At 66.1% G+C, this 21,156-nt stretch carries 28 protein-coding genes; all 28 read left to right on the forward strand.

The features are described from left to right. Window positions 1-85 precede the first annotated feature (85 nt). The 28 genes from ABFX54_RS44535 to ABFX54_RS44670 all read left to right on the forward strand — a co-directional run bounded on the left by ABFX54_RS44535 (window position 86) and on the right by ABFX54_RS44670 (window position 21,153). Window positions 86-3,961, forward strand: coding sequence for a DNA-directed RNA polymerase subunit beta' (locus ABFX54_RS44535; protein WP_346113052.1), 3,876 nt, complete (start codon window positions 86-88; stop codon window positions 3,959-3,961). A 723-nt stretch (window positions 3,962-4,684) separates the two neighbouring features. Continuing rightward, window positions 4,685-5,059, forward strand: a complete 375-nt coding sequence (rpsL, locus tag ABFX54_RS44540) for a 30S ribosomal protein S12 (RefSeq protein WP_049572713.1) — start codon at window positions 4,685-4,687, stop codon at window positions 5,057-5,059. A gap of 2 nt (window positions 5,060-5,061) precedes the next feature. Next, window positions 5,062-5,532 (forward strand): 30S ribosomal protein S7, encoded by a 471-nt coding sequence (gene rpsG / locus ABFX54_RS44545; protein WP_020542314.1) that lies wholly within the window; start codon window positions 5,062-5,064, stop codon window positions 5,530-5,532. Between the two features lie 84 nt (window positions 5,533-5,616). Beyond that, on the forward strand, window positions 5,617-7,665 hold the full coding sequence (gene fusA / locus ABFX54_RS44550) for an elongation factor G (protein WP_428834637.1): 2,049 nt from the start codon (window positions 5,617-5,619) through the stop codon (window positions 7,663-7,665). Window positions 7,666-7,816: 151 nt separating this feature from the next. Then, window positions 7,817-9,010, forward strand: coding sequence for an elongation factor Tu (gene tuf, locus ABFX54_RS44555; protein WP_346113055.1), 1,194 nt, complete (start codon window positions 7,817-7,819; stop codon window positions 9,008-9,010). A 265-nt stretch (window positions 9,011-9,275) separates the two neighbouring features. Next, window positions 9,276-9,584: a 30S ribosomal protein S10 gene (gene rpsJ, locus ABFX54_RS44560; RefSeq protein ID WP_012887830.1), complete on the forward strand. Its 309-nt coding sequence runs from the start codon at window positions 9,276-9,278 to the stop codon at window positions 9,582-9,584. 14 nt (window positions 9,585-9,598) lie between these two features. Next, entirely contained in the window at window positions 9,599-10,252 is a 654-nt protein-coding gene (gene rplC, locus ABFX54_RS44565; protein WP_106253411.1) for a 50S ribosomal protein L3, read from the forward strand. Further along, window positions 10,249-10,896, forward strand: a complete 648-nt coding sequence (gene rplD, locus ABFX54_RS44570; protein ID WP_346113056.1) for a 50S ribosomal protein L4 — start codon at window positions 10,249-10,251, stop codon at window positions 10,894-10,896. The genes rplC and rplD overlap by 4 nt, the downstream gene beginning before the upstream one ends. Next, entirely contained in the window at window positions 10,896-11,198 is a 303-nt protein-coding gene (rplW, locus tag ABFX54_RS44575; RefSeq protein WP_346113057.1) for a 50S ribosomal protein L23, read from the forward strand. The genes rplD and rplW overlap by 1 nt, the downstream gene beginning before the upstream one ends. Window positions 11,199-11,307: 109 nt before the next feature. Beyond that, on the forward strand, window positions 11,308-12,144 hold the full coding sequence (rplB, locus tag ABFX54_RS44580; RefSeq protein ID WP_106253407.1) for a 50S ribosomal protein L2: 837 nt from the start codon (window positions 11,308-11,310) through the stop codon (window positions 12,142-12,144). Window positions 12,145-12,155: 11 nt separating this feature from the next. Beyond that, window positions 12,156-12,434, forward strand: a complete 279-nt coding sequence (gene rpsS / locus ABFX54_RS44585) for a 30S ribosomal protein S19 (RefSeq protein WP_346113058.1) — start codon at window positions 12,156-12,158, stop codon at window positions 12,432-12,434. A gap of 31 nt (window positions 12,435-12,465) precedes the next feature. After that, the gene (gene rplV / locus ABFX54_RS44590) at window positions 12,466-12,819 is read left to right on the forward strand and encodes a 50S ribosomal protein L22 (protein WP_103960883.1); all 354 of its coding nucleotides are present in this window, start codon (window positions 12,466-12,468) and stop codon (window positions 12,817-12,819) included. Continuing rightward, complete coding sequence (rpsC, locus tag ABFX54_RS44595) at window positions 12,819-13,607, forward strand: 30S ribosomal protein S3 (protein WP_346113059.1); 789 nt, start codon at window positions 12,819-12,821, stop codon at window positions 13,605-13,607. The genes rplV and rpsC overlap by 1 nt, the downstream gene beginning before the upstream one ends. A 2-nt stretch (window positions 13,608-13,609) precedes the next feature. Then, entirely contained in the window at window positions 13,610-14,029 is a 420-nt protein-coding gene (gene rplP / locus ABFX54_RS44600; protein ID WP_106253402.1) for a 50S ribosomal protein L16, read from the forward strand. Next, window positions 14,029-14,265, forward strand: a complete 237-nt coding sequence (rpmC, locus tag ABFX54_RS44605) for a 50S ribosomal protein L29 (RefSeq protein WP_106253417.1) — start codon at window positions 14,029-14,031, stop codon at window positions 14,263-14,265. The genes rplP and rpmC overlap by 1 nt, the downstream gene beginning before the upstream one ends. Continuing rightward, window positions 14,258-14,569 (forward strand): 30S ribosomal protein S17, encoded by a 312-nt coding sequence (gene rpsQ, locus ABFX54_RS44610; protein WP_346113060.1) that lies wholly within the window; start codon window positions 14,258-14,260, stop codon window positions 14,567-14,569. Before rpmC ends, rpsQ begins: the two co-directional genes overlap by 8 nt. Window positions 14,570-14,762: 193 nt before the next feature. Continuing rightward, window positions 14,763-15,134, forward strand: coding sequence for a 50S ribosomal protein L14 (gene rplN, locus ABFX54_RS44615; RefSeq protein ID WP_090769698.1), 372 nt, complete (start codon window positions 14,763-14,765; stop codon window positions 15,132-15,134). Continuing rightward, on the forward strand, window positions 15,134-15,439 hold the full coding sequence (gene rplX, locus ABFX54_RS44620; protein ID WP_106253397.1) for a 50S ribosomal protein L24: 306 nt from the start codon (window positions 15,134-15,136) through the stop codon (window positions 15,437-15,439). Before rplN ends, rplX begins: the two co-directional genes overlap by 1 nt. After that, entirely contained in the window at window positions 15,439-16,014 is a 576-nt protein-coding gene (gene rplE, locus ABFX54_RS44625; protein WP_106253395.1) for a 50S ribosomal protein L5, read from the forward strand. The genes rplX and rplE overlap by 1 nt, the downstream gene beginning before the upstream one ends. A 4-nt stretch (window positions 16,015-16,018) precedes the next feature. After that, entirely contained in the window at window positions 16,019-16,204 is a 186-nt protein-coding gene (locus ABFX54_RS44630) for a type Z 30S ribosomal protein S14 (RefSeq protein ID WP_020542298.1), read from the forward strand. Between the two features lie 147 nt (window positions 16,205-16,351). Then, window positions 16,352-16,750, forward strand: a complete 399-nt coding sequence (gene rpsH, locus ABFX54_RS44635; protein WP_106253393.1) for a 30S ribosomal protein S8 — start codon at window positions 16,352-16,354, stop codon at window positions 16,748-16,750. A 16-nt stretch (window positions 16,751-16,766) separates the two neighbouring features. Beyond that, on the forward strand, window positions 16,767-17,309 hold the full coding sequence (rplF, locus tag ABFX54_RS44640; RefSeq protein WP_346113061.1) for a 50S ribosomal protein L6: 543 nt from the start codon (window positions 16,767-16,769) through the stop codon (window positions 17,307-17,309). 2 nt (window positions 17,310-17,311) lie between these two features. Further along, a complete protein-coding gene (gene rplR, locus ABFX54_RS44645; protein WP_346113063.1) occupies window positions 17,312-17,695 on the forward strand; it encodes a 50S ribosomal protein L18 in 384 nt (127 codons plus the stop codon). A 49-nt stretch (window positions 17,696-17,744) separates the two neighbouring features. After that, on the forward strand, window positions 17,745-18,374 hold the full coding sequence (gene rpsE / locus ABFX54_RS44650) for a 30S ribosomal protein S5 (RefSeq protein WP_106253389.1): 630 nt from the start codon (window positions 17,745-17,747) through the stop codon (window positions 18,372-18,374). Window positions 18,375-18,376: 2 nt separating this feature from the next. Continuing rightward, the gene (gene rpmD / locus ABFX54_RS44655; RefSeq protein ID WP_080043226.1) at window positions 18,377-18,559 is read left to right on the forward strand and encodes a 50S ribosomal protein L30; all 183 of its coding nucleotides are present in this window, start codon (window positions 18,377-18,379) and stop codon (window positions 18,557-18,559) included. 1 nt (window position 18,560) lies between these two features. Further along, on the forward strand, window positions 18,561-19,028 hold the full coding sequence (gene rplO / locus ABFX54_RS44660) for a 50S ribosomal protein L15 (protein WP_346113066.1): 468 nt from the start codon (window positions 18,561-18,563) through the stop codon (window positions 19,026-19,028). Between the two features lie 170 nt (window positions 19,029-19,198). Next, window positions 19,199-20,503: a preprotein translocase subunit SecY gene (secY, locus tag ABFX54_RS44665; RefSeq protein ID WP_346113067.1), complete on the forward strand. Its 1,305-nt coding sequence runs from the start codon at window positions 19,199-19,201 to the stop codon at window positions 20,501-20,503. Next, entirely contained in the window at window positions 20,503-21,153 is a 651-nt protein-coding gene (locus tag ABFX54_RS44670; RefSeq protein WP_346113068.1) for an adenylate kinase, read from the forward strand. The genes secY and ABFX54_RS44670 overlap by 1 nt, the downstream gene beginning before the upstream one ends. Window positions 21,154-21,156 lie beyond the last annotated feature (3 nt).

Raw genomic sequence — 21,156 nt, forward strand, 5'->3', positions numbered from 1 at the left:
TCCGCGCGGCGGAAGAGCTCGGTATCGATCTGTCCCGGCGTGAGCCGAGCAGCGTGGAAGAAGTCTGAGGGGGAGATCGCACAAAATGCTAGACGTCAACTTCTTCGACGAGCTCAGGATCGGTCTTGCGACCGCCGACGACATCCGTCAGTGGTCGCACGGCGAGGTCAAGAAGCCCGAGACCATCAACTACCGAACCCTCAAGCCGGAAAAGGACGGGCTCTTCTGCGAGAAGATCTTCGGCCCGACCCGCGACTGGGAGTGCTACTGCGGTAAGTACAAGCGAGTCCGGTTCAAGGGCATCATCTGTGAGCGCTGCGGCGTCGAGGTCACTCGCGCCAAGGTGCGTCGTGAGCGGATGGGCCACATCGAGCTGGCCGCCCCGGTCACGCACATCTGGTACTTCAAGGGCGTCCCTTCGCGCCTCGGCTACCTGCTCGACCTGGCCCCGAAGGACCTGGAGAAGGTCATCTACTTCGCGGCCTACATGATCACGCATGTCGACACCGAGATGCGTGAGCGTGACCTGCCCTCGCTGGAGGCGAAGATCTCCGTCGAGCGGCAGCACATCGAGCAGCGCCGCGACGCCGACGTCGAGGCCAGGCAGAAGAAGCTCGAAGGCGACCTCGGCGAGCTCGAGGCCGCCGGCGCCAAGGGCGACCAGCGCCGCAAGGTCCGCGAGGGCGCCGAGCGCGAGATGCGTCAGCTGCGCGACCGCGCCCAGCGTGAGCTGGACCGGCTCGACGAGGTGTGGAGCCGCTTCAAGAACCTCAAGGTCCAGGACCTTGAGGGCGACGAGCTGCTCTACCGCGAGATGCGCGACCGCTTCGGCCGCTACTTCAAGGGCGGCATGGGCGCTCAGGCGATCCAGGACCGCCTGATCAGCTTCGACCTCGACGCCGAGGCCGAAAACCTGCGCGAGACCATCCGCAGCGGCAAGGGCCAGAAGAAGGCCCGCGCCCTCAAGCGGCTCAAGGTCGTGTCGGCGTTCCTCAACACGACCAACTCGCCTCGCGGCATGGTGCTCGACTGCATCCCGGTCATCCCGCCGGACCTGCGCCCGATGGTGCAGCTCGACGGTGGCCGGTTCGCCACCTCCGACCTCAACGACCTCTACCGCCGGGTCATCAACCGCAACAACCGGCTCAAGCGTCTGCTCGACCTCGGCGCGCCCGAGATCATCGTGAACAACGAGAAGCGGATGCTCCAGGAGGCCGTCGACGCGCTGTTCGACAACGGCCGTCGTGGTCGCCCGGTCACCGGTCCCGGCAACCGGCCGCTGAAGTCCCTCAGCGACATGCTGAAGGGCAAGCAGGGCCGCTTCCGCCAGAACCTGCTGGGCAAGCGAGTCGACTACTCCGGCCGTTCGGTCATCGTCGTCGGCCCGCAGCTCAAGCTGCACCAGTGCGGTCTGCCCAAGCAGATGGCGCTGGAGCTGTTCAAGCCGTTCGTGATGAAGAGGCTGGTCGATCTCAACCACGCCCAGAACATCAAGTCGGCCAAGCGGATGGTCGAGCGCGCCCGCCCTGTGGTGTGGGACGTGCTCGAAGAGGTCATCACCGAGCACCCCGTGCTGCTCAACCGCGCTCCGACGCTCCACCGCCTGGGCATCCAGGCGTTCGAGCCGCAGCTGGTCGAGGGCAAGGCCATCCAGATCCACCCGCTCGTCTGCACCGCCTTCAACGCGGACTTCGACGGCGACCAGATGGCCGTGCACCTGCCGCTGTCGGCTGAGGCCCAGGCCGAGGCACGCATCCTGATGCTCTCGACCAACAACATCCTCAAGCCGGCCGACGGCAAGCCCGTGACGATGCCCACCCAGGACATGGTCATCGGCCTCTACTGGCTGACCACCCAGAAGGAAGGCGCGATCGGCGAGGGCCGCGTGTTCGGCTCGATCGCCGAGGCGCAGATGGCCTTCGACCGCCGCGAGCTGGAGATCCAGGCGAAGATCCAGATCCGGCTGAAGGACGTCCTGCCGCCGCGCGAGTGGGTGGCCCCCGAGGGCTGGGAGCAGGGCGACCCGCTCCGGCTGGAGACGACGTTCGGGCGGTGCCTGTTCAACCAGACACTGCCGGAGAGCTACCCCTTCGTCGACTTCCAGGTCGGCAAGAAGCAGCTGTCCACGATCGTGAACGAGCTGGCGGAGACCTACCCCAAGATCGAGGTCGCCAACTCGCTCGACGCGCTCAAGGACGCCGGCTTCCGCTGGGCGACCCGCTCCGGTGTCACGATCTCGATCGAGGACGTCGTCGCGCCCCCGAACAAGACCGACATCATGGAGAACTACGAGCGCCGGGCCGACAAGGTCCAGCGGGAGTACGAGCGTGGCCTGATCACCGACGAGGAGCGCCGTCAGGAGCTCATCGAGATCTGGACGCACGCGACGGCCGACGTCGAGACCGACATGGTCAACGCCTTCCCGGCGACCAACCCGGTCTGGATGATGGTCAACTCCGGCGCCCGTGGTAACAAGATGCAGGTCCGGCAGATCGCCGGCATCCGCGGCCTGGTGTCCAACACCAAGGGTGAGACGATCCCGCGGCCGATCAAGGCCTCGTTCCGCGAGGGCCTGTCGGTGCTGGAGTACTTCATCTCCACCCACGGTCAGCGGAAGGGTCTGGCCGACACCGCGCTGCGTACCGCCGACTCGGGTTACCTGACCCGTCGTCTGGTGGACGTCGCGCAGGACGTCATCGTGCGGGAGATCGACTGCGGCACCGACCGCGCGGTCCCGCTGCACGTGGCCGACCGCGACGCGAGCGGCAACCTGGTCAAGGCGGAGAACGCCGAGTCCAACGTGCACGGCCGCATCCTGGCCGAGGACGTCGAGGTCGACGGCAAGATCATCGTCCCGGCGGGTGTCGACATCAACGACAACCACGTGACGAAGCTGGTCGAGGCCGGCGTCGAGACCGTCCGCACCCGCAGCGCGCTCGTCTGCGAGGCCAAGATCGGTGTCTGCGCGACCTGCTACGGCCGCTCGCTGGCCACCGGCAAGCTCGTGGACGTCGGCGAGGCGGTCGGCATCATCGCCGCCCAGTCGATCGGCGAGCCCGGCACGCAGCTGACCATGCGTACGTTCCACACCGGTGGTGTGGCCGGCGCCGACATCACCCACGGTCTGCCCCGTGTCACGGAGCTCTTCGAGGCGCGCATCCCCAAGGGTGTCGCCCCGATCTCCGAGGCCGAGGGCCGCGTGCGGATCGACGAGACCGACAAGACCAGGAAGGTCGTGATCACCCCCGACGACGGCTCGGAGGAGATCGCCTACCCGGTCTCGATGCGCTCGCGCCTGCTCGTGCAGGAAGGTCAGCGCGTCACCGTCGGCCAGCAGCTGGTCGCCGGTGCGGTCAACCCCAACGAGGTGCTGCGCATCCTCGGCCCGCGGGCCGTGCAGCTGCACCTGGTGGCGGAGGTTCAGCAGGTCTACCGCTCGCAGGGTGTGTCGATCCACGACAAGCACATCGAGATCATCGTGCGGCAGATGCTCAAGCGCGTGAACGTGCTGGAGTCCGGTGACACCGACCTGCTGCCCGGCGAGCTCGTGGAGCGTCCGCGCTTCGAGCAGATGAACCGCGAGACCGTGGCCGAGAGCGGGTCGCCCGCCGCCGGCCGTCCGGTGCTCATGGGCATCACGAAGGCGTCGCTGGCCACCGAGTCGTGGCTGTCGGCGGCCTCCTTCCAGGAGACGACCAGGGTCCTGACGGACGCGGCGATCCACGCCAAGTCCGACTCGCTCCTGGGCCTGAAGGAGAACGTCATCATCGGTAAGCTCATCCCGGCCGGTACGGGCATGCCCCAGTACCGCAACATCCGGGTCGAGCCGACCGAGGAGGCCAAGGCCGCCATGTACACCGTGGGCGGCTACGACGGCTCCGCGGCCGACTACACCTTCGGCACCGGCAGCGGCGAGGCGGTTCCCCTGGAGGAGTACGACTTCGGCCAGTACAACCGGTGATCATCTGACAGTTGGTGGTCTGCGCGCCCGGCCCTCTCGTTCTGAGAGGGCCGGGCGCTCGGCTTTCAAGGGCCTTCCTTCTGTTACGGCGGCGCCACGTTGCCCCACACGCCGCACGTGGCTGAGGGCCCTCCAGGGAGACGCTGTCTGAACCCGTCAGTGGCGAGCCGCCGCTACGCCGCCATCTGGGCCCCCTCCGTGGCGACCCCGGCCCCCCGGGACAGAGGCAGTGAAGTGTCACCGAGTTGGGAGCGCGGGTGTGTTGTGCGGCACAGTCGGGCGGCCGTGCTGGATGGCTGACGGGGATTTGGTGGGACAAGGGGAGGTAACGGGCGGGTGGCGGTTCGTGGAGTTGGGGGCGGAACACCCCAGGGGGCTATATCATGAGTTCCGGAGCTGTAGATGGGCTGGATGAAATAGGCCTCAGCGATCCGGAGTGGCAGAGCTTGTCCGCTTTGCCGCGCCGTTTTGACGTCTCGCCAAGGCCTGGGTAGTCTTGAGCATCGTGCCCGTCTTCTAACGGGCTCTCGGCCGTGCGCTCAATTGCGGGCGCAGGACGGCTTCCTGGCTCGTAATCCTCGCGGATGTGCCTGTGCGAATAGCGCGACACGCCCGAGCGCGGGGGCGCCGAGACAAGAGAAACCAGCAGGTCATGACACCGGCAGAACCTGCGAAATGCAAGACCATGACGTAACACCGGCCAAGGCACGAAACGGAGTGGCAGTGCCCACTATTCAGCAGTTGGTCCGTAAGGGCCGGCAGGACAAGGTCTCCAAGACCAAGACTCCTGCCCTCAAGGGGAGTCCGCAGCGGCGCGGCGTGTGCCAGCGCGTTTACACCACGACCCCGAAGAAGCCCAACTCGGCACTGCGCAAGGTGGCCCGCGTTCGGCTCACGAACGGCATCGAGGTCACGGCCTACATCCCGGGTGTGGGTCACAACCTGCAGGAGCACTCCATCGTGCTCGTGCGTGGCGGTCGTGTGAAGGACCTGCCTGGTGTTCGCTACAAGATCATCCGCGGCTCGCTGGACACCCAGGGTGTCCGCAACCGCAAGCAGGCCCGTAGCCGCTACGGCGCGAAGAGGGAGAAGAGCTAACAATGCCTCGTAAGGGTTCTCCTGGCCGTCGTCAGCTCATGGCTGACCCGGTTTACAGCTCGCCGCTGGTGACCGCCCTGATCAACAAGGTGCTCCTGGACGGCAAGCGCTCCATCGCGCAGTCGATCGTCTACGGCGCCCTCGAAGGCTGCAGGGAGAAGACGGGCAACGACCCGGTCGTCACCCTGAAGCGCGCGCTTGACAACGTCAAGCCGACCCTCGAGGTCCGCAGCCGTCGTGTCGGTGGCGCGACCTACCAGGTGCCGGTCGAGGTGCGCGCCGCGCGCAGCACCACCCTGGCCCTGCGCTGGCTGGTGCAGTACTCCCGCGCCCGCCGCGAGAAGACCATGACCGAGCGCCTCATGAACGAGCTCCTCGACGCCAGCAACGGCCTCGGGGCGAGCGTCAAGAAGCGCGAGGACACCCACAAGATGGCCGAGTCCAACAAGGCCTTCGCTCACTACCGCTGGTAGTGGGTTCGACGAGACGACGAGGACGCGAGAGAAGTGGCCACGCAGACCGCTCTTGACCTGGCCAAGGTCCGAAACATCGGGATCATGGCCCACATCGACGCGGGCAAGACAACCACGACCGAGCGCATCCTGTTCTACACCGGCATCAACTACAAGATCGGTGAAGTCCACGAGGGCGCTGCCACGATGGACTGGATGGAGCAGGAGCAGGAGCGCGGCATCACGATCACGTCTGCCGCGACCACCTGTGAGTGGATCGGTCACACGATCAACATCATCGACACTCCGGGCCACGTCGACTTCACCATCGAGGTGGAGCGCTCGCTGCGCGTCCTCGACGGTGCCGTCGCCGTGTTCGACGGTGTGGCCGGTGTCGAGCCGCAGTCGGAGACGGTGTGGCGTCAGGCCGACCGCTACGACGTCCCCCGGATCTGCTTCGTCAACAAGATGGACCGGGTCGGCGCGGAGTTCCACCGCTGCGTCGACATGATGATCAACCGTCTGGGCGCCACGCCGGCTGTCATTCAGCTGCCGTGGGGCGTCGAGGCCGACTTCAAGGGCGTCATCGACCTCATCCGGATGAAGGGTCTCATCTGGAGCGCCGAGGCGGCGAAGGGCGAGATGTACGACACCGTCGACATCCCGGCCGACCACGCCGAGGCCGCCCGTGAGTGGCGTGACCGCCTCATCGAGACGGTCGCCGAGAACGACGACGAGCTGATGGAGCTCTACCTCGAGGGCACCGAGCCCACCGAGGAGCAGCTGGTCGCGGCCATCCGCCGCGCGACGCTGGCCAGCGCCATCAACCCGGTCCTGTGCGGCACCGCGTTCAAGAACAAGGGCGTGCAGCCCCTGCTCGACGCCATCGTCGCCTACCTCCCCGCCCCGACCGACATCCCGGCCTTCAAGGGCCACGCGGTCGGCAACGAGGAGAAGGTCATCGAGCGGCACGCCGACCCGACGGAGCCGTTCTCCGCGCTGGCCTTCAAGATCGCCAGCGACCCGCACCTCGGCAAGATCACCTACATCCGCATCTACTCGGGCACGCTCGAGGCCGGTTCACAGGTCACCAACTCTGTGAAGGGCAAGAAGGAGCGGATCGGCAAGATCTACCAGATGCACGCCAACAAGCGCGAAGAGCGCCCGACGGCGATCGCCGGCCAGATCGTCGCGGTCATGGGTCTGAAGGACACCACGACCGGCGACACCCTGTCCGACACGGCGAACCAGGTCGTGCTCGAGTCGATGACGTTCCCGGCTCCGGTCATCAACGTCGCCATCGAGCCCAAGACCAAGGGCGACCAGGAGAAGCTGTCGACCGCCATCCAGCGGCTGGCCGAGGAGGACCCGTCCTTCCAGGTCCGCCGTGACGAGGAGACCGGTCAGACGGTCATCTGGGGCATGGGCGAGCTTCACCTTGAGATCCTCGTCGACCGCATGCGGCGCGAGTTCAAGGTCGAGGCCAACGTCGGCCGGCCGCAGGTCGCCTACCGCGAGACCATCCGTCGCGCGGTGGAGAAGATCGACTACACCCACAAGAAGCAGACCGGTGGTTCCGGTCAGTTCGCGCGGGTGATCATCAACCTCGAGCCGCTCGGCGAAGGCAACGACGGCTACGAGTTCGAGAACAAGGTCACCGGTGGCCGCGTCCCGAGGGAGTACATCCCGTCGGTCGACGCGGGCGCGCAGGAGGCCGCCGAGTTCGGCGTGCTGGCCGGTTACCCGATGGTGGGCGTGAAGGTTACGCTGACCGACGGTGCGGCCCACGACGTCGACTCGTCGGAAATGGCCTTCAAGATCGCCGGCTCGATGGCCTTCAAGGAGGCCGCGCGCAAGGCGGACGCCGTGCTCCTCGAGCCGATGATGGCCGTAGAGGTCACGACGCCCGAGGACTACATGGGTGATGTCATCGGTGACCTCAACGGTCGCCGCGGGCAGATCCAGGCGATGGACGACCGGGCCGGCGCCAAGGTCGTCCAGGCGCTCGTGCCGCTGTCTGAGATGTTCGGCTACGTGGGTGACCTGCGTAGCAAGACGCAGGGGCGCGCGAGCTACAGCATGCAGTTCGACTCCTACGCGGAGGTGCCTCCGGGCATCGCCAAGGAGATCGTCGCGAAGGCCCGGGGCGAATAGTTTCCGGTCCGGTCCCGTGAGGGGCTGGGCCAGGACTGCTGTCCTGGTCCCTGGCGGGGTGGTGCGAGCCACCCCGCCGCCAAGGGGTTCGGGATTTCCCGGGCCCGAGTGTGTAGACGAAAGTCAGTCAGATTCTCTAAGGAGAGAACCAGTGGGCAAGGCCAAGTTCGAGCGGAACAAGCCGCACATGAACATCGGCACCATTGGGCACATCGACCACGGCAAGACCACGCTGACCGCGGCGATCACCAAGGTGCTCCACGACCGTTACCCCGAGCTGAACGCTGCGACGCCGTTCGACAAGATCGACAAGGCGCCGGAGGAGAAGGCCCGCGGCATCACGATCTCCATCGCGCACGTCGAGTACCAGACCGAGAAGCGCCACTACGCTCACGTGGACTGCCCCGGTCACGCCGACTACGTGAAGAACATGATCACCGGTGCCGCCCAGATGGACGGCGCGATCCTCGTGGTCGCCGCCACCGACGGCCCGATGCCGCAGACGAAGGAGCACGTCCTCCTGGCCCGCCAGGTCGGCGTCCCCTACATCGTCGTGGCCCTCAACAAGGCCGACATGGTCGACGACGAGGAGATCCTCGAGCTGGTCGAGCTCGAGGTTCGTGAGCTCCTGTCCGCTCAGGAGTTCCCCGGCGACGACCTGCCCGTCGTCCGCGTCTCCGCGCTCAAGGCTCTTGAGGGCGACGCGAAGTGGGCCGACAGCATCGTCGAGCTCATGAACGCCGTGGACGAGAACGTGCCCGAGCCGCCGCGTGAGACGGACAAGCCGTTCCTCATGCCGGTCGAGGACGTCTTCTCGATCACCGGTCGCGGCACGGTCGTCACCGGCCGTATCGAGCGCGGTATCGTGAAGGTCAACGAGCAGGTTGACATCATCGGTATCAAGGAAGAGAAGACGACCACCACCGTCACCAGCATCGAGATGTTCAACAAGATGCTCGACGAGGGTCACGCCGGTGACAACGCCGCTCTGCTCCTCCGCGGCATCAAGCGCGAGCAGGTCGAGCGCGGCCAGTGCATCATCAAGCCGGGCACGACCACCCCGCACACCGAGTTCACCGGCCAGGTCTACATCCTGTCCAAGGACGAGGGCGGCCGCCACACGCCGTTCTTCAACAACTACCGCCCGCAGTTCTACTTCCGTACGACTGACGTGACCGGCGTGGTGAACCTCCCCGAGGGCACCGAGATGGTCATGCCGGGCGACAACACCGAAATGCGCGTTGAGCTGATCCAGCCCATCGCCATGGAGGAAGGCCTCAAGTTCGCGATCCGTGAGGGTGGCCGCACCGTCGGCGCCGGCCGGGTCGTGAAGATCATCAAGTAGCTAGACCGTCGGGGCGGCGGTCGGCCCCGGACTCGGAGCCGACCGCCGCACCACGTAAGGCCCCATGCAGAAGGCGCCGTGATCCAGCAGTAGCTTCGGCCGCCGTACGACAGGTGACCGAAGTCACTGCCGGATCACGGAAGAAAAGGCAGATCGACTACGTCTGCCTCGTGGGGTCAGTGCGGGTTCGACCTGCAGCAACACATCAGCGGCAACAGGCCGCACGATACTTTTTCAGACGACAGCGAAGGACACCGAGGCCACTATGGCGGGACAGAAGATCCGCATCCGGCTTAAGGCCTATGACCACGAGGTCATCGACAGCTCGGCCAAGAAGATCGTCGAGACGGTGACGCGGACTGGCGCGAAGGTCGCGGGCCCGGTGCCGCTGCCGACCGAGAAGAACGTGTACTGCGTCATCCGCTCGCCGCACAAGTACAAGGACAGCCGCGAGCACTTCGAGATGCGCACGCACAAGCGGCTGATTGACATCATCGACCCGACCCCCAAGACGGTTGACTCGCTCATGCGGCTCGACCTCCCCGCGGGTGTCGACATTTCGATCAAGCTCTGAGGGAACGCACTGACATGGCTAAGACGATCAAGGGCGTCCTGGGCAAGAAGCTCGGCATGACCCAGGTCTTCGACGCGGACAACCGGATGGTGCCGGTGACCGTGGTCGAGGCCGGTCCGTGCGTGGTGACCCGCGTCCGCACCGCCGACAAGGACGGCTACTCCGCCATCCAGCTCGGCTTCGGGCAGGTCGACCCCCGGAAGGTCAACAAGCCGCTCGGCGACTACCTGCGTAAGCACGACATCACCCCGCGCCGTTACTTCGCGGAGATCCGCACCGACGACGCGAGCGACTACAACCTGGGCCAGGAGCTGCTGGCCGACACCTTCGAGGCCGGCCAGTTCGTCGACGTGACGGGCAAGAGCAAGGGCAAGGGCTTCGCCGGTGTCATGAAGCGGCACGGCTTCGGTGGTCTGGGCGCGTCGCACGGTACGCAGCGCAAGCACCGCTCGCCGGGTTCCATCGGTGGCTGCGCCACCCCGGGCCGCGTATTCAAGGGTCTGCGCATGGCTGGTCGGATGGGTAACGTCCGCACCACTGTGCAGAGCCTCAAGGTTCACGCCGTGGACGCCGAGAAGGGTCTCATCCTGATCAAGGGTGCGATTCCCGGCGCCAACGGCAGCCTGGTCCTCGTCCGCTCCGCTGCCAAGAAGGGGGCTGCCAAGTGAGCACCACTATTGACGTCCTCGACGCCGGCGGCGCGAAGACCGGCACCGTCGACCTGCCCGAGGAGATCTTCGGCGCCAAGGTCAACGTGCCGCTGATCCACCAGGTGGTCGTGGCCCAGCTCGCCGCTCGCCGGCAGGGCACCCACAAGGCCAAGACCCGTGGTGAGGTCTCCGGCGGCGGCAAGAAGCCGTACCGCCAGAAGGGCACCGGTCGCGCCCGTCAGGGTTCGACCCGTGCGCCGCAGTTCACCGGCGGTGGCACCGTCCACGGCCCCGTGCCGCGCGACTACTCGCAGCGCACGCCCAAGAAGATGAAGGCCGCCGCCCTGCGCGGCGCCCTCTCCGACCGGGCCGGCGGCGGTCGCGTGCACGTGGTGAGCTCGCTGGTCACGGGTGAGACGCCCAAGACCAAGGCGGCGCTCGACGCCCTGCGCAAGATCACCCAGTCCGCGCGCGTTCTGGTCGTGGTCGACTCGGACGACGAGCTGACCTGGCTGAGCCTGCGCAACGCGCCCGAGGTCCACCTGCTGGACGCCGGGCAGCTCAACACCTACGACGTGCTCGTGCACGACGACGTGGTCTTCACCCAGGAGGCGTACGACCAGGTCGTGGCGCGGCTGAGTGGCGGGAAGGAAGACGCCTGATGGAGAAGATCGCCGACCCGCGCGACATCATCATCAAGCCGATCGTCTCTGAGAAGAGCTACGGCCTGATCGATGAGAACAACAAGTACACGTTCCTGGTGAAGAAGACCGCGAACAAGACCCAGGTCAAGATCGCTGTTGAGCAGATCTTCGGGGTCAAGGTCACCAGCGTGAACACCATCAACCGGCAGGGCAAGCGCAAGCGGACCCGTACCGGTTTCGGCAAGCGTCCCGACACCAAGCGCGCGATCGTGAGCCTGGGTGAGGGCGATCGGATCGACATCTTCGGTCAGATCGGCTGAGCGGCCATAGAAGTGAGTGCGGGCCACACATGGTCCGCGCGGGGCTGAGACCGTCGCATTTCGGTGCGGCGGGCTCACCCATGTAACCGACGAAGGATGAACGAAAAAGATGGGCATCCGTAAATACAAGCCGACGACTCCGGGTCGCCGCGGGTCGAGTGTCTCGGACTTCTCCGAGATCACCCGCAGCACCCCCGAGAAGTCGTTGCTTGCGCCCCTTCACAGCAAGGGCGGCCGCAACGTACACGGCCGGGTCACCGCCCGCCACCAGGGCGGCGGTCACAAGCGCGCCTACCGGATCATCGACTTCCGTAGGCATGACAAGGACGGCGTTCCGGCGAAGGTCGCTCACATCGAGTACGACCCCAATCGCACCGCCAACATCGCTCTGCTCCACTACGCCGACGGCGAGAAGCGCTACATCATCGCGCCGACGGGGCTCAAGCAGGGTGACCGCATCGAGAACGGCCCCGCGGCCGACATCAAGCCGGGCAACTGCCTGCCGCTGCGCAACATCCCGACCGGTACCTTCATCCACGCGGTGGAGCTCCGTCCGGGTGGCGGCGCCAAACTCGGCCGCTCCGCCGGCGCCCAGATCCAGCTCCTCGCCAAGGAGGGCACCTACGCCACGCTGCGTATGCCGTCCGGTGAGATGCGCATGGTCGACGTGCGCTGCCGCGCCACGGTGGGCCAGGTCGGCAACGCCGAGCAGGCCAACATCAACTGGGGCAAGGCCGGCCGTATGCGGTGGAAGGGCAAGCGCCCGACCGTCCGCGGTGTCGCGATGAACCCCGTCGACCACCCGCACGGTGGTGGTGAGGGCAAGACCTCCGGTGGTCGTCACCCGGTGAACCCCAAGGGCAAGCCCGAGGGCCGTACCCGTCAGGCGAACAAGGCCAGCGACAGGCTGATCATCCGCCGTCGGTCCAAGAGGAAGAAGCGGTAGGAGCAGCCGAAATGCCACGTAGCCTTAAGAAGGGTCCCTTCGTGGACGAGCACCTTCAGAAGAAGGTGGAAGTCCAGAACGAGAAGGGCACCAAGACCGTCATCAAGACGTGGTCGCGGCGTTCCATGATCGTCCCCGACATGCTCGGGCACACGATCGCCGTGCACGACGGCCGCAAGCACGTCCCGGTGTTCGTCACCGAGTCGATGATCGGCCACAAGCTCGGAGAGTTCGCGCCCACGCGGACGTTCCGCAGCCACGTCAAGGACGACCGGCGCAGCCGGCGATAGACGCCTTCAGAAGCATTTAGAGGAGTAAGCGATGGAAGCCAGGGCTCAGGCGCGGTTCGTCCGTGTCACGCCCCTCAAGGCCCGCCGCGTGGTGGACCTTATTCGCGGGCTGCCCGCTTCGGAGGCGCAGGCCGTGCTGCAGTTCGCTCCCCAGTCGGCGAGCGAGCCGATCTACAAGGTGCTCAGTTCCGCCATGGCGAACGCCGAGCACAACTTCGATCTCGACCCCAGCACGCTCGTCGTGAGCCGCGCGTGGGTCGACGAGGGCCCGACGCTGAAGCGGTTCCGTCCGCGTGCCCAGGGTCGTGCCTATCGGATCAACAAGCGGACGAGCCACATCACCGTGATCGTGGAGTCCCGCGAGCCGAAGGGAAGGACCCGATAGTGGGCCAGAAGGTTAACCCGCACGGGTTCCGCCTCGGCATCACGACCGACTTCAAGAGCCGGTGGTACGCCGACAAGCTGTACAAGTCGTACGTCGCCGAGGACGTGTCGATTCGCCGCATGCTGCAGAAGGGCATGGAGCGGGCCGGCATCTCCAAGGTCGAGATCGAGCGCACGACGGACCGCGTGCAGGTGGACATCCACACCGCGCGTCCCGGCATCGTGATCGGCCGTCGTGGCGCCGAGGCGGACCGGATCCGTGGCGACCTGGAGAAGCTGACCAAGAAGCAGGTCCAGCTCAACATCCTCGAGGTCAAGAACCCGGAGATCGACGCCCAGCTCGTCGCGCAGGGCGTCGCCGAGCAGCTGTCCAGCCGCGTCTCGTTCCGCCGTGCCATGCGCAAGGCGATGCAGTCGGCCATGAAGTCCGGCGCCAAGGGCATCCGTGTCCAGTGCTCCGGTCGTCTGGGCGGCGCCGAGATGTCGCGGTCGGAGTTCTACCGCGAGGGCCGCGTGCCGCTGCACACCCTCCGCGCGGACATCGACTACGGCTTCTATGAGGCCCGCACCACCTTCGGCCGCGGGCCGGCCGCCGCCGGTGCTCGCGCCGGCCAGCGTCGTGACCGCGACGACCGTCGTGGTGGCGGCGGCGACCGTCCGCGTCGTGGTGGCGGTGACCGCCCCCGTCGTGGTGGCGGCCGCGGCGACCGCGCCCCCCGTAACGAGGCGGCCTCGCAGGCCGCCCCCGAGACCGGCCCGGCTGCGCAGCCGGGTGCTGAAGGGAGCTGACCATGCTGATCCCGCGCAGGGTCAAGCACCGCAAGCAGCACCGGCCTGACCGCAGCGGAGCCGCCAAGGGCGGCACCAGGGTCGTGTTCGGCGAGTTCGGCATCCAGGCGATTGAGCACTCCTACGTGACCAACCGCCAGATCGAGTCCGCCCGTATCGCGATGACCCGTCACATCCGCCGTGGCGGCAAGGTGTGGATCAACATCTACCCCGACCGTCCGCTCACCAAGAAGCCGGCCGAGACCCGCATGGGTTCCGGTAAGGGTTCGCCGGAGTGGTGGATCGCCAACGTCAAGCCCGGACGCGTGATGTTCGAGCTGTCCGGCGTGGCGGAGTCGGTGGCGCGTGAGGCGCTCACCCGAGCGATTCACAAGCTGCCCATGAAGTGCAAGATCGTAAAGCGTGAAGTGGGTGAGGCGTGATGGCTAAGGGCCTGACCGCCGGGGAGCTGCGGCTCGAGGACGAGGACACCCTCGTCCAGAAGCTGAAGGAGGCGAAGGAGGAGCTGTTCAACCTCCGCTTCCAGGCGGCGACCGGTCAGTTGGAGAGCCACGGGCGGCTGCGCGCCGTCCGCCGCGAGATCGCCCGTATCTACACCGTGATGCGCGAGCGCGAGCTGGGCATCGTCACGGTCGAGAAGGAGACGAGCGATGGCTGAGACCGAGACCACTGAGACCACTACTGGGACCACGCCTGAGGCCGCGGAGGACGCACGTCGTTTCCGCAAGGTCCGCGAGGGCCTCGTCGTCAGCGACAAGATGGACAAGACCGTCGTCGTCGCCGTCGAGGACCGCGTCAAGCACCGTCTGTACGGCAAGGTCATCCGCCGTACGACCAAGTACAAGGCGCACGACGAGGCCAACGCCTGCGGCGTCGGCGACCGCGTGCTGCTGATGGAGACCCGCCCCCTCTCCGCCACCAAGCGGTGGAGGGTCGTGGAGATCCTCGAGAAGGCCAAGTAAGGCCCTCTCGGACATACCGCGCCTCGTGGGGGCTCTCAGAGCCCCCATGACGGCGTCCAAGGACGCGAGGCCCTCGGGCCTCGCGTCGCCTGCGGTGCGGTGCCTCCAGGGGCGCTGTGGCCGTGGGAACAAGACAATGACGGGTTCCGCCAGGCTCAGCGATGAGAACCGGCGCGACTAACAGGAGTAAGACGTGATCCAGCAGGAGTCGCGGCTCAAGGTCGCCGACAACACGGGTGCCAAGGAGATCCTTTGCATCCGTGTTCTCGGTGGCTCGGGCCGACGCTACGCCGGTATCGGCGACATCATCGTCGCCACAGTCAAGGACGCGCTGCCCGGCAGCACGGGCGTCAAGAAGGGCGACGTCGTCAAGGCGGTCGTCGTCCGCACGGTCAAGGAGCGCCGCCGGCCCGACGGCTCCTACATCCGCTTCGACGAGAACGCCGCCGTCATCATCAAGGACAGCGGTGACCCTCGTGGCACTCGTATCTTCGGCCCGGTCGGCCGCGAGCTGCGCGACAAGAAGTTCATGCGCATCATCTCGCTCGCCCCGGAGGTGCTGTAATGCCGAAGCTGCATGTGAAGAAGGGTGACCTGGTCCAGGTCATCGCCGGCAAGGACAAGGGTGCCAAGGGTCGCGTGATCGCCACTCTCCCGCGCGAGGACCGCGTGGTGGTCGAGGGCATCAACATGATCAAGAAGCACACCAAGGAGACCCACCAGGGCCCGCGCGGCGCCAAGACCGGCGGCGTGCAGACCATGGAGGCTTCGATCCACGTCTCGAACGTGAAGAAGCTCAAGGACGACAAGCCCGCCGACAAGAAGGCCGACGAGAAGAAGGCCGACGAGGAGACGGGTGAGGACAGCTGATGACTGCCACGACCACTGAGACCGAGCGCCCGACGCCGCGACTCAAGACGAAGTACCGCGAGGAGATCGCGGCCCAGCTTCGCGAGCAGTTCGGCATCGAGAACGTCATGCAGATCCCCGCCCTGACCAAGATCAAGGTCAACATGGGCGTCGGCGAGGCGGCTCGCGACTCCAAGCTCATCGAAGGTGCCGTCCGCGACCTCACCGTGATCACCGGCCAGAAGCCGGCCGTCGTCCGGGCGCGCAAGTCCATCGCGCAGTTCAAGCTGCGCGAGGGCATGCCGATCGGCGCGCACGTCACGCTGCGCGGTGACCGCATGTGGGAGTTCCTCGACCGCCTGCTGGCGCTGGCCCTGCCCCGTATCCGGGACTTCCGCGGCCTGTCGCCCAAGCAGTTCGACGGCAACGGCAACTACACCTTCGGTCTGACCGAGCAGGTCATGTTCCACGAGGTCGACCAGGACAAGGTCGACCGTCCGCGGGGCATGGACATCACGATCGTGACCACCGCGAAGAACGACGACCAGGGCCGGGCGCTGCTGAAGCTCCTCGGCTTCCCGTTCAAGGAGGCCTGATCCAATGGCGAAGAAGTCGCTGATCGCCAAGGCGGGGCGCAAGCAGAAGTTCGAGGTCCGGGCATACACTCGTTGCTCGCGCTGCGGCCGGCCCCGCGCCGTCTACCGCAAGTTCGGCCTCTGCCGCGTGTGCTTCCGCGAGATGGCGCACCGGGGCGAACTGCCCGGCATCACCAAGTCGAGCTGGTAGATAACCTGAGGGGCGGCCCTGTGTCGCCCCCAGGTGTTCATATTCAGGAAAAGCAAGGACGCATCCCGCGTCCGTGACCACGCCGAAGGTCCACCGGTAGAGCGCTGCTTCACCGACTGGAAACCGCGGCGAGGAAGGCCACTGGCCATGACGATGACCGACCCGATCGCAGACATGCTCACACGTCTGCGCAACGCGAACTCGGCGTACCACGAGAGCGTGTCGATGCCGTACTCGAAGATCAAGGCGCACATCGCCGAGATCCTCCAGCAAGAGGGTTACATCCAGGCTTGGACCGTCGAAGACGCCAAGGTTGGCAAGAACCTCGTGGTGGAGCTCAAGTTCGGGCCTACCCGTGAGCGTTCGCTCGCGGGCCTGCGCCGGGTTTCCAAGCCCGGTCTGCGGGTTTATGCGAAGAAGGACAACCTGCCTCGAGTCCTGGGCGGACTGGGCGTCGCGATCATCTCGACGTCCGCCGGTCTCATGACCGACAAGCAGGCCGGCAAGCGTGGCGTGGGCGGGGAAGTCCTCGCCTACGTCTGGTAGAGGGGAGGAACACAGCATGTCGCGAATCGGACGGCTGCCCATCCCTGTGCCCAGTGGCGTAGACATCACGATCACCGGCCAGGATGTCCAGGTCAAGGGCCCGAAGGGCACGCTGCTTCACAAGGTCGCCGAGCCCATCACGGTCGCGCGCGACGACGACGGCGCCATCGCCGTCTCCCGGCCGAACGACGAGAACAAGGTCCGTGCGCTGCACGGCCTGTCCCGGACGCTGATCGCCAACATGGTGCAGGGCGTCACTCAGGGCTACTCCAAGAGCCTTGAGATCGTCGGTGTGGGTTACCGCGTCCAGGCCAAGGGCCCGACGCAGCTGGAGTTCTCTCTGGGCTTCAGTCACCCGGTCATCGTCGACGCCCCCGAGGGCGTCACCTTCCGTGTCGAGAAGCCGACCCTGTTCCACGTGGACGGCATCGACAAGCAGAAGGTCGGCGAGGTCGCGGCCAACATCCGCAAGTTGCGCAAGCCTGACCCGTACAAGGGCAAGGGCGTGCGTTACCAGGGCGAACAGATCCGCCGCAAGGTCGGAAAGGCTGGTAAGTAGGCATGGCTCCGAAGACTGCGTTCAGCAAGCACACGGCTGCCCGCACCGTCTCGCGGGCCCGCCGTCACCGCCGCGTCCGCAAGTTCGTCGTCGGTACGGCAGAGCGTCCGCGCCTGGTCGTCAACCGTTCGACCCGTCACATGTTCGTCCAGATCGTGGACGACTCCGTCGGCCACACGCTGGTGAGCGCGTCCACCATGGACGCCTCGCTGCGCACGCTGGAGGCGGACAAGACCGAGAAGGCGAAGAAGGTCGGCGAGCTCCTCGCTCAGCGGGCCAAGGAAGCCGGGATCTCCAAGGTCGTCTTCGACCGCGGTGGCAACCGGTATGCAGGTCGGATCGCGGCGCTGGCCGACAGCGCCCGCGAGGGCGGGCTCGAGTTCTGATGCGGGCCCGAGGATCGCAAATGATGGCAACTGAGAAGAGGAACCACTGATGGCTGCAGCTCCGCGTCGCGGTGGCGGCACCGGTGGCGATCGGCGTGACCGTCGTGACGATCGCCGCGGTGGCGCCGCCGACAAGGGCGTCTCGTACATCGAGCGCGTAGTGAAGATCAACCGCGTGGCCAAGGTCGTGAAGGGTGGTCGTCGCTTCAGCTTCACCGCCCTCGTCGTCGTCGGTGACGGCAACGGCCTGGTCGGCGTCGGTTACGGCAAGGCCAAGGAAGTCCCCGCGGCGATCGCCAAGGGTGTCGAAGAGGCGAAGAAGCACTTCTTCAAGGTGCCTCGGATCCAGGGCACGATCCCGCACACGGTGCAGGGCGAGGAGGCGGCCGGCGTCGTCTTCCTGCGTCCGGCCTCGGCCGGTACCGGCGTCATCGCCGGTGGCCCGGTGCGCGCCGTCCTGGAGTGCGCGGGCATCCACGACGTGCTGTCCAAGTCGCTCGGCTCGGACAACCCGATCAACATCGTGCACGCCACCGTGGCGGCTCTGAAGGGCCTTTCCCGCCCCGAGGAGATCGCGGCCCGGCGTGGCCTGCCGATCGAGGACGTCGCTCCGGCCCGGATGCTCAAGGCTCAGCGCGAGGGCATCGCCGAGGCCGCGGCCGCCAAGGCGGTGAGCTAGTCATGGCACGCCTGAAGATCACTCAGGTTCGCTCGAAGATCGGTGGCAAGCAGAACCAGCGTGACTCGCTTCGTTCGCTTGGCCTGAAGCGAATCGGCGACGTCGTCGTCAAGGAGGATCGGCCCGAGATTCGCGGCATGGTCTCCGTGGTGACGCACCTCGTCGAGGTGGAAGAGGTCGACTGACATGACTGACAGCTCCAACAACGCTGCTCCGCTCAAGATCCACGACCTGCGTCCTGCTCCCGGCGCCAACAGGGCCAAGATCCGCAAGGGTCGTGGCGAGGCGTCGAAGGGCAAGACCGCCGGCCGTGGCACCAAGGGCAGCCACGCGCGCACGACGGTCCCCCTCGGTTTCGAGGGTGGCCAGGTGCCGCTGCAGAGGCGTCTGCCGAAGCTCAAGGGCTTCTCCAACGCCCTGTTCAAGACGACCTACCAGGTCGTCAACCTCGACAGGCTCGGCGAGCTGTTCCCCGAGGGTGGCGAGGTCACCGTCGAGGCGCTGGTCGCCAAGGGTGCTGTTCGCAAGAACCAGCTCGTGAAGGTGCTCGGCACCGGTGACATCTCGGTCGCGGTGAACGTGCAGGCTCACGCCTTCTCGTCCGCCGCGAAGGAGAAGATCGCCGCTGCCGGTGGTTCCGTTACCGAGCTGTAGTAACGCTATGACGAGGCGTGGGGGCTTTGACAATGGGCCCCCACGCCCGTAGTGCGTTAGAGTTCGCGAGACGGCAGGCTTCTGTCCGGCTCGTTCGACATGAGACTTCAGATGGCAGATCCCCGCACCATCGCTTACTCACAACGCCGTAAAGGCGCGCAGGAGGGACCGTGCTGACCGCGTTTACCCGGGCGTTCCGGACACCGGACCTGCGCAAGAAGTTGCTCTTCACCCTGGGCATCATCGCGCTTTTCCGTCTCGGCTCGGTTCTGCCGACCCCGGGAGTCCACGTCCAAAACCTCGCCGCCTGTTTCGACCAGGCCCGTAGTGGCGAAACCGGCAACATCTACGGGATGGTCCAGCTGTTCAGCGGCGGCGCGTTGCTGAAGCTGTCGGTGTTCGCGCTGGGCATCATGCCGTACATCACCGCGAGCATCATTCTGCAATTGCTCGTCGTGGTGATCCCGCGGCTGGAGGCGCTGAAGAAGGAAGGCCAGTCCGGCCAGACCAAGATCACGCAGTATACGCGTTATCTGACCATCGGTCTCGCGGTTCTCCAGTCGACGGCTTTCATCGCGCTGGCCCGTACCGGGCAGCTTTTCCCCAACTGCCAGCAGGACGTCCTGCTCGACCCCGACAACATCTTCCAGATCGTGACGATGGTCATCATCATGACCGCGGGCACGTCCGTGATCATGTGGCTCGGCGAGCTCATCACCGACCGGGGCGTCGGCAACGGCATGTCCATCCTGATCTTCACCCAGGTCGTGGCGGTCTTCCCGTCCGAGCTGGCCAACATCTTCCAGGCGAACAAGTTCACCTTCGCCGTGGTGATGATCGTCGGTGTCTTCATGATCGCCGCGGTCGTCTTCGTGGAGCAGGCGCAGCGCCGCATCCCGGTGCAGTACGCCAAGCGCATGGTCGGCCGCAGGATGTACGGCGGCACCTCCACCTACATCCCGCTGAAGGTCAACCAGGCGGGCATCATCCCCGTCATCTTCGCCTCCTCGCTGCTCTACCTGCCGCAGCTCATCACCTCGCTGTTCCAGACCAGCGACAACGTGGTGATCACCTGGATCTCGCAGAACCTGGCCACGGGCGACACGCCCATCTACATGACCACGTTCTTCCTGCTGATCATCTTCTTCACCTACTTCTACGTGTCGATTACCTTCAACCCCACTGAAGTCGCCGACAACATGAAGAAGTACGGTGGGTTCATTCCGGGCATCCGCCCCGGCCGTCCGACGGCTGAATACCTGAACTTCGTGCTCACCCGTCTGACCGCGCCAGGCGCGCTCTATCTGGGTCTCATCTCCATGGTCCCGATCGTCGCGCTGGCGGTGGCCGGTGCGAGCCAGAACTTCCCGTTCGGAGGGACGAGCATTCTGATCATGGTAGGCGTCGGTCTGGACACGGTGAAGCAGATCGAGAGCCAGCTGCAGCAGCGTAACTACGAAGGTTTCCTGCGGTAGTGCGGCTCGTCTTGGTCGGGCCCCCCGGAGCGGGTAAGGGGACACAGGCCCAGTACATCGCATCGAACCTGTCCATCCCGAAAATCTCGACAGGTGACATCTTCCGTGCCAACGTCTCGGGCGGCACGGATCTCGGCAAGCTGGCCAAGACGTACATGGACCGTGGTGACCTGGTGCCCGACGAGGTCACCATCGCCATGGTCCGTGACCGTCTGTCCGAGGACGACGCGCAGGACGGCTTCCTGCTCGACGGCTTCCCGAGGAACGTCGCGCAGGCGGAGATCCTGCGCGACATGCTCAAGGACTGGGGCCAGGCGCTCGACCTCGTGCTCGAACTCGTCGTGGACGACGACGAGGTGGTCAGGCGGCTGGCCGGCAGGCGCACCTGCAGCCAGTGCGGCCGCATCTGGCACGTCGAGTTCGATGACAAGAAGGACGACAGGTGTGACGCGTGCGGGGGCGCGCTGTTCCAGCGTGACGACGACAAGGAGGAGACCGTCAGGCACCGCCTGGAGGTCTACCAGGAGCAGACGGCGCCGTTGGTCTCCTACTACGCCGACGAGGGCATCCTGGTGGGCGTCGACGCGACCGGTCCGGTCGAGGAGGTCACGCAGCGGGCCATGGACGCGATCCGGCCGTTCATGGGCTGAGCG

The organism is Nonomuraea maheshkhaliensis (assembly GCF_039529435.1).
GTDB classification, from domain to species: domain Bacteria; phylum Actinomycetota; class Actinomycetes; order Streptosporangiales; family Streptosporangiaceae; genus Nonomuraea; species Nonomuraea maheshkhaliensis.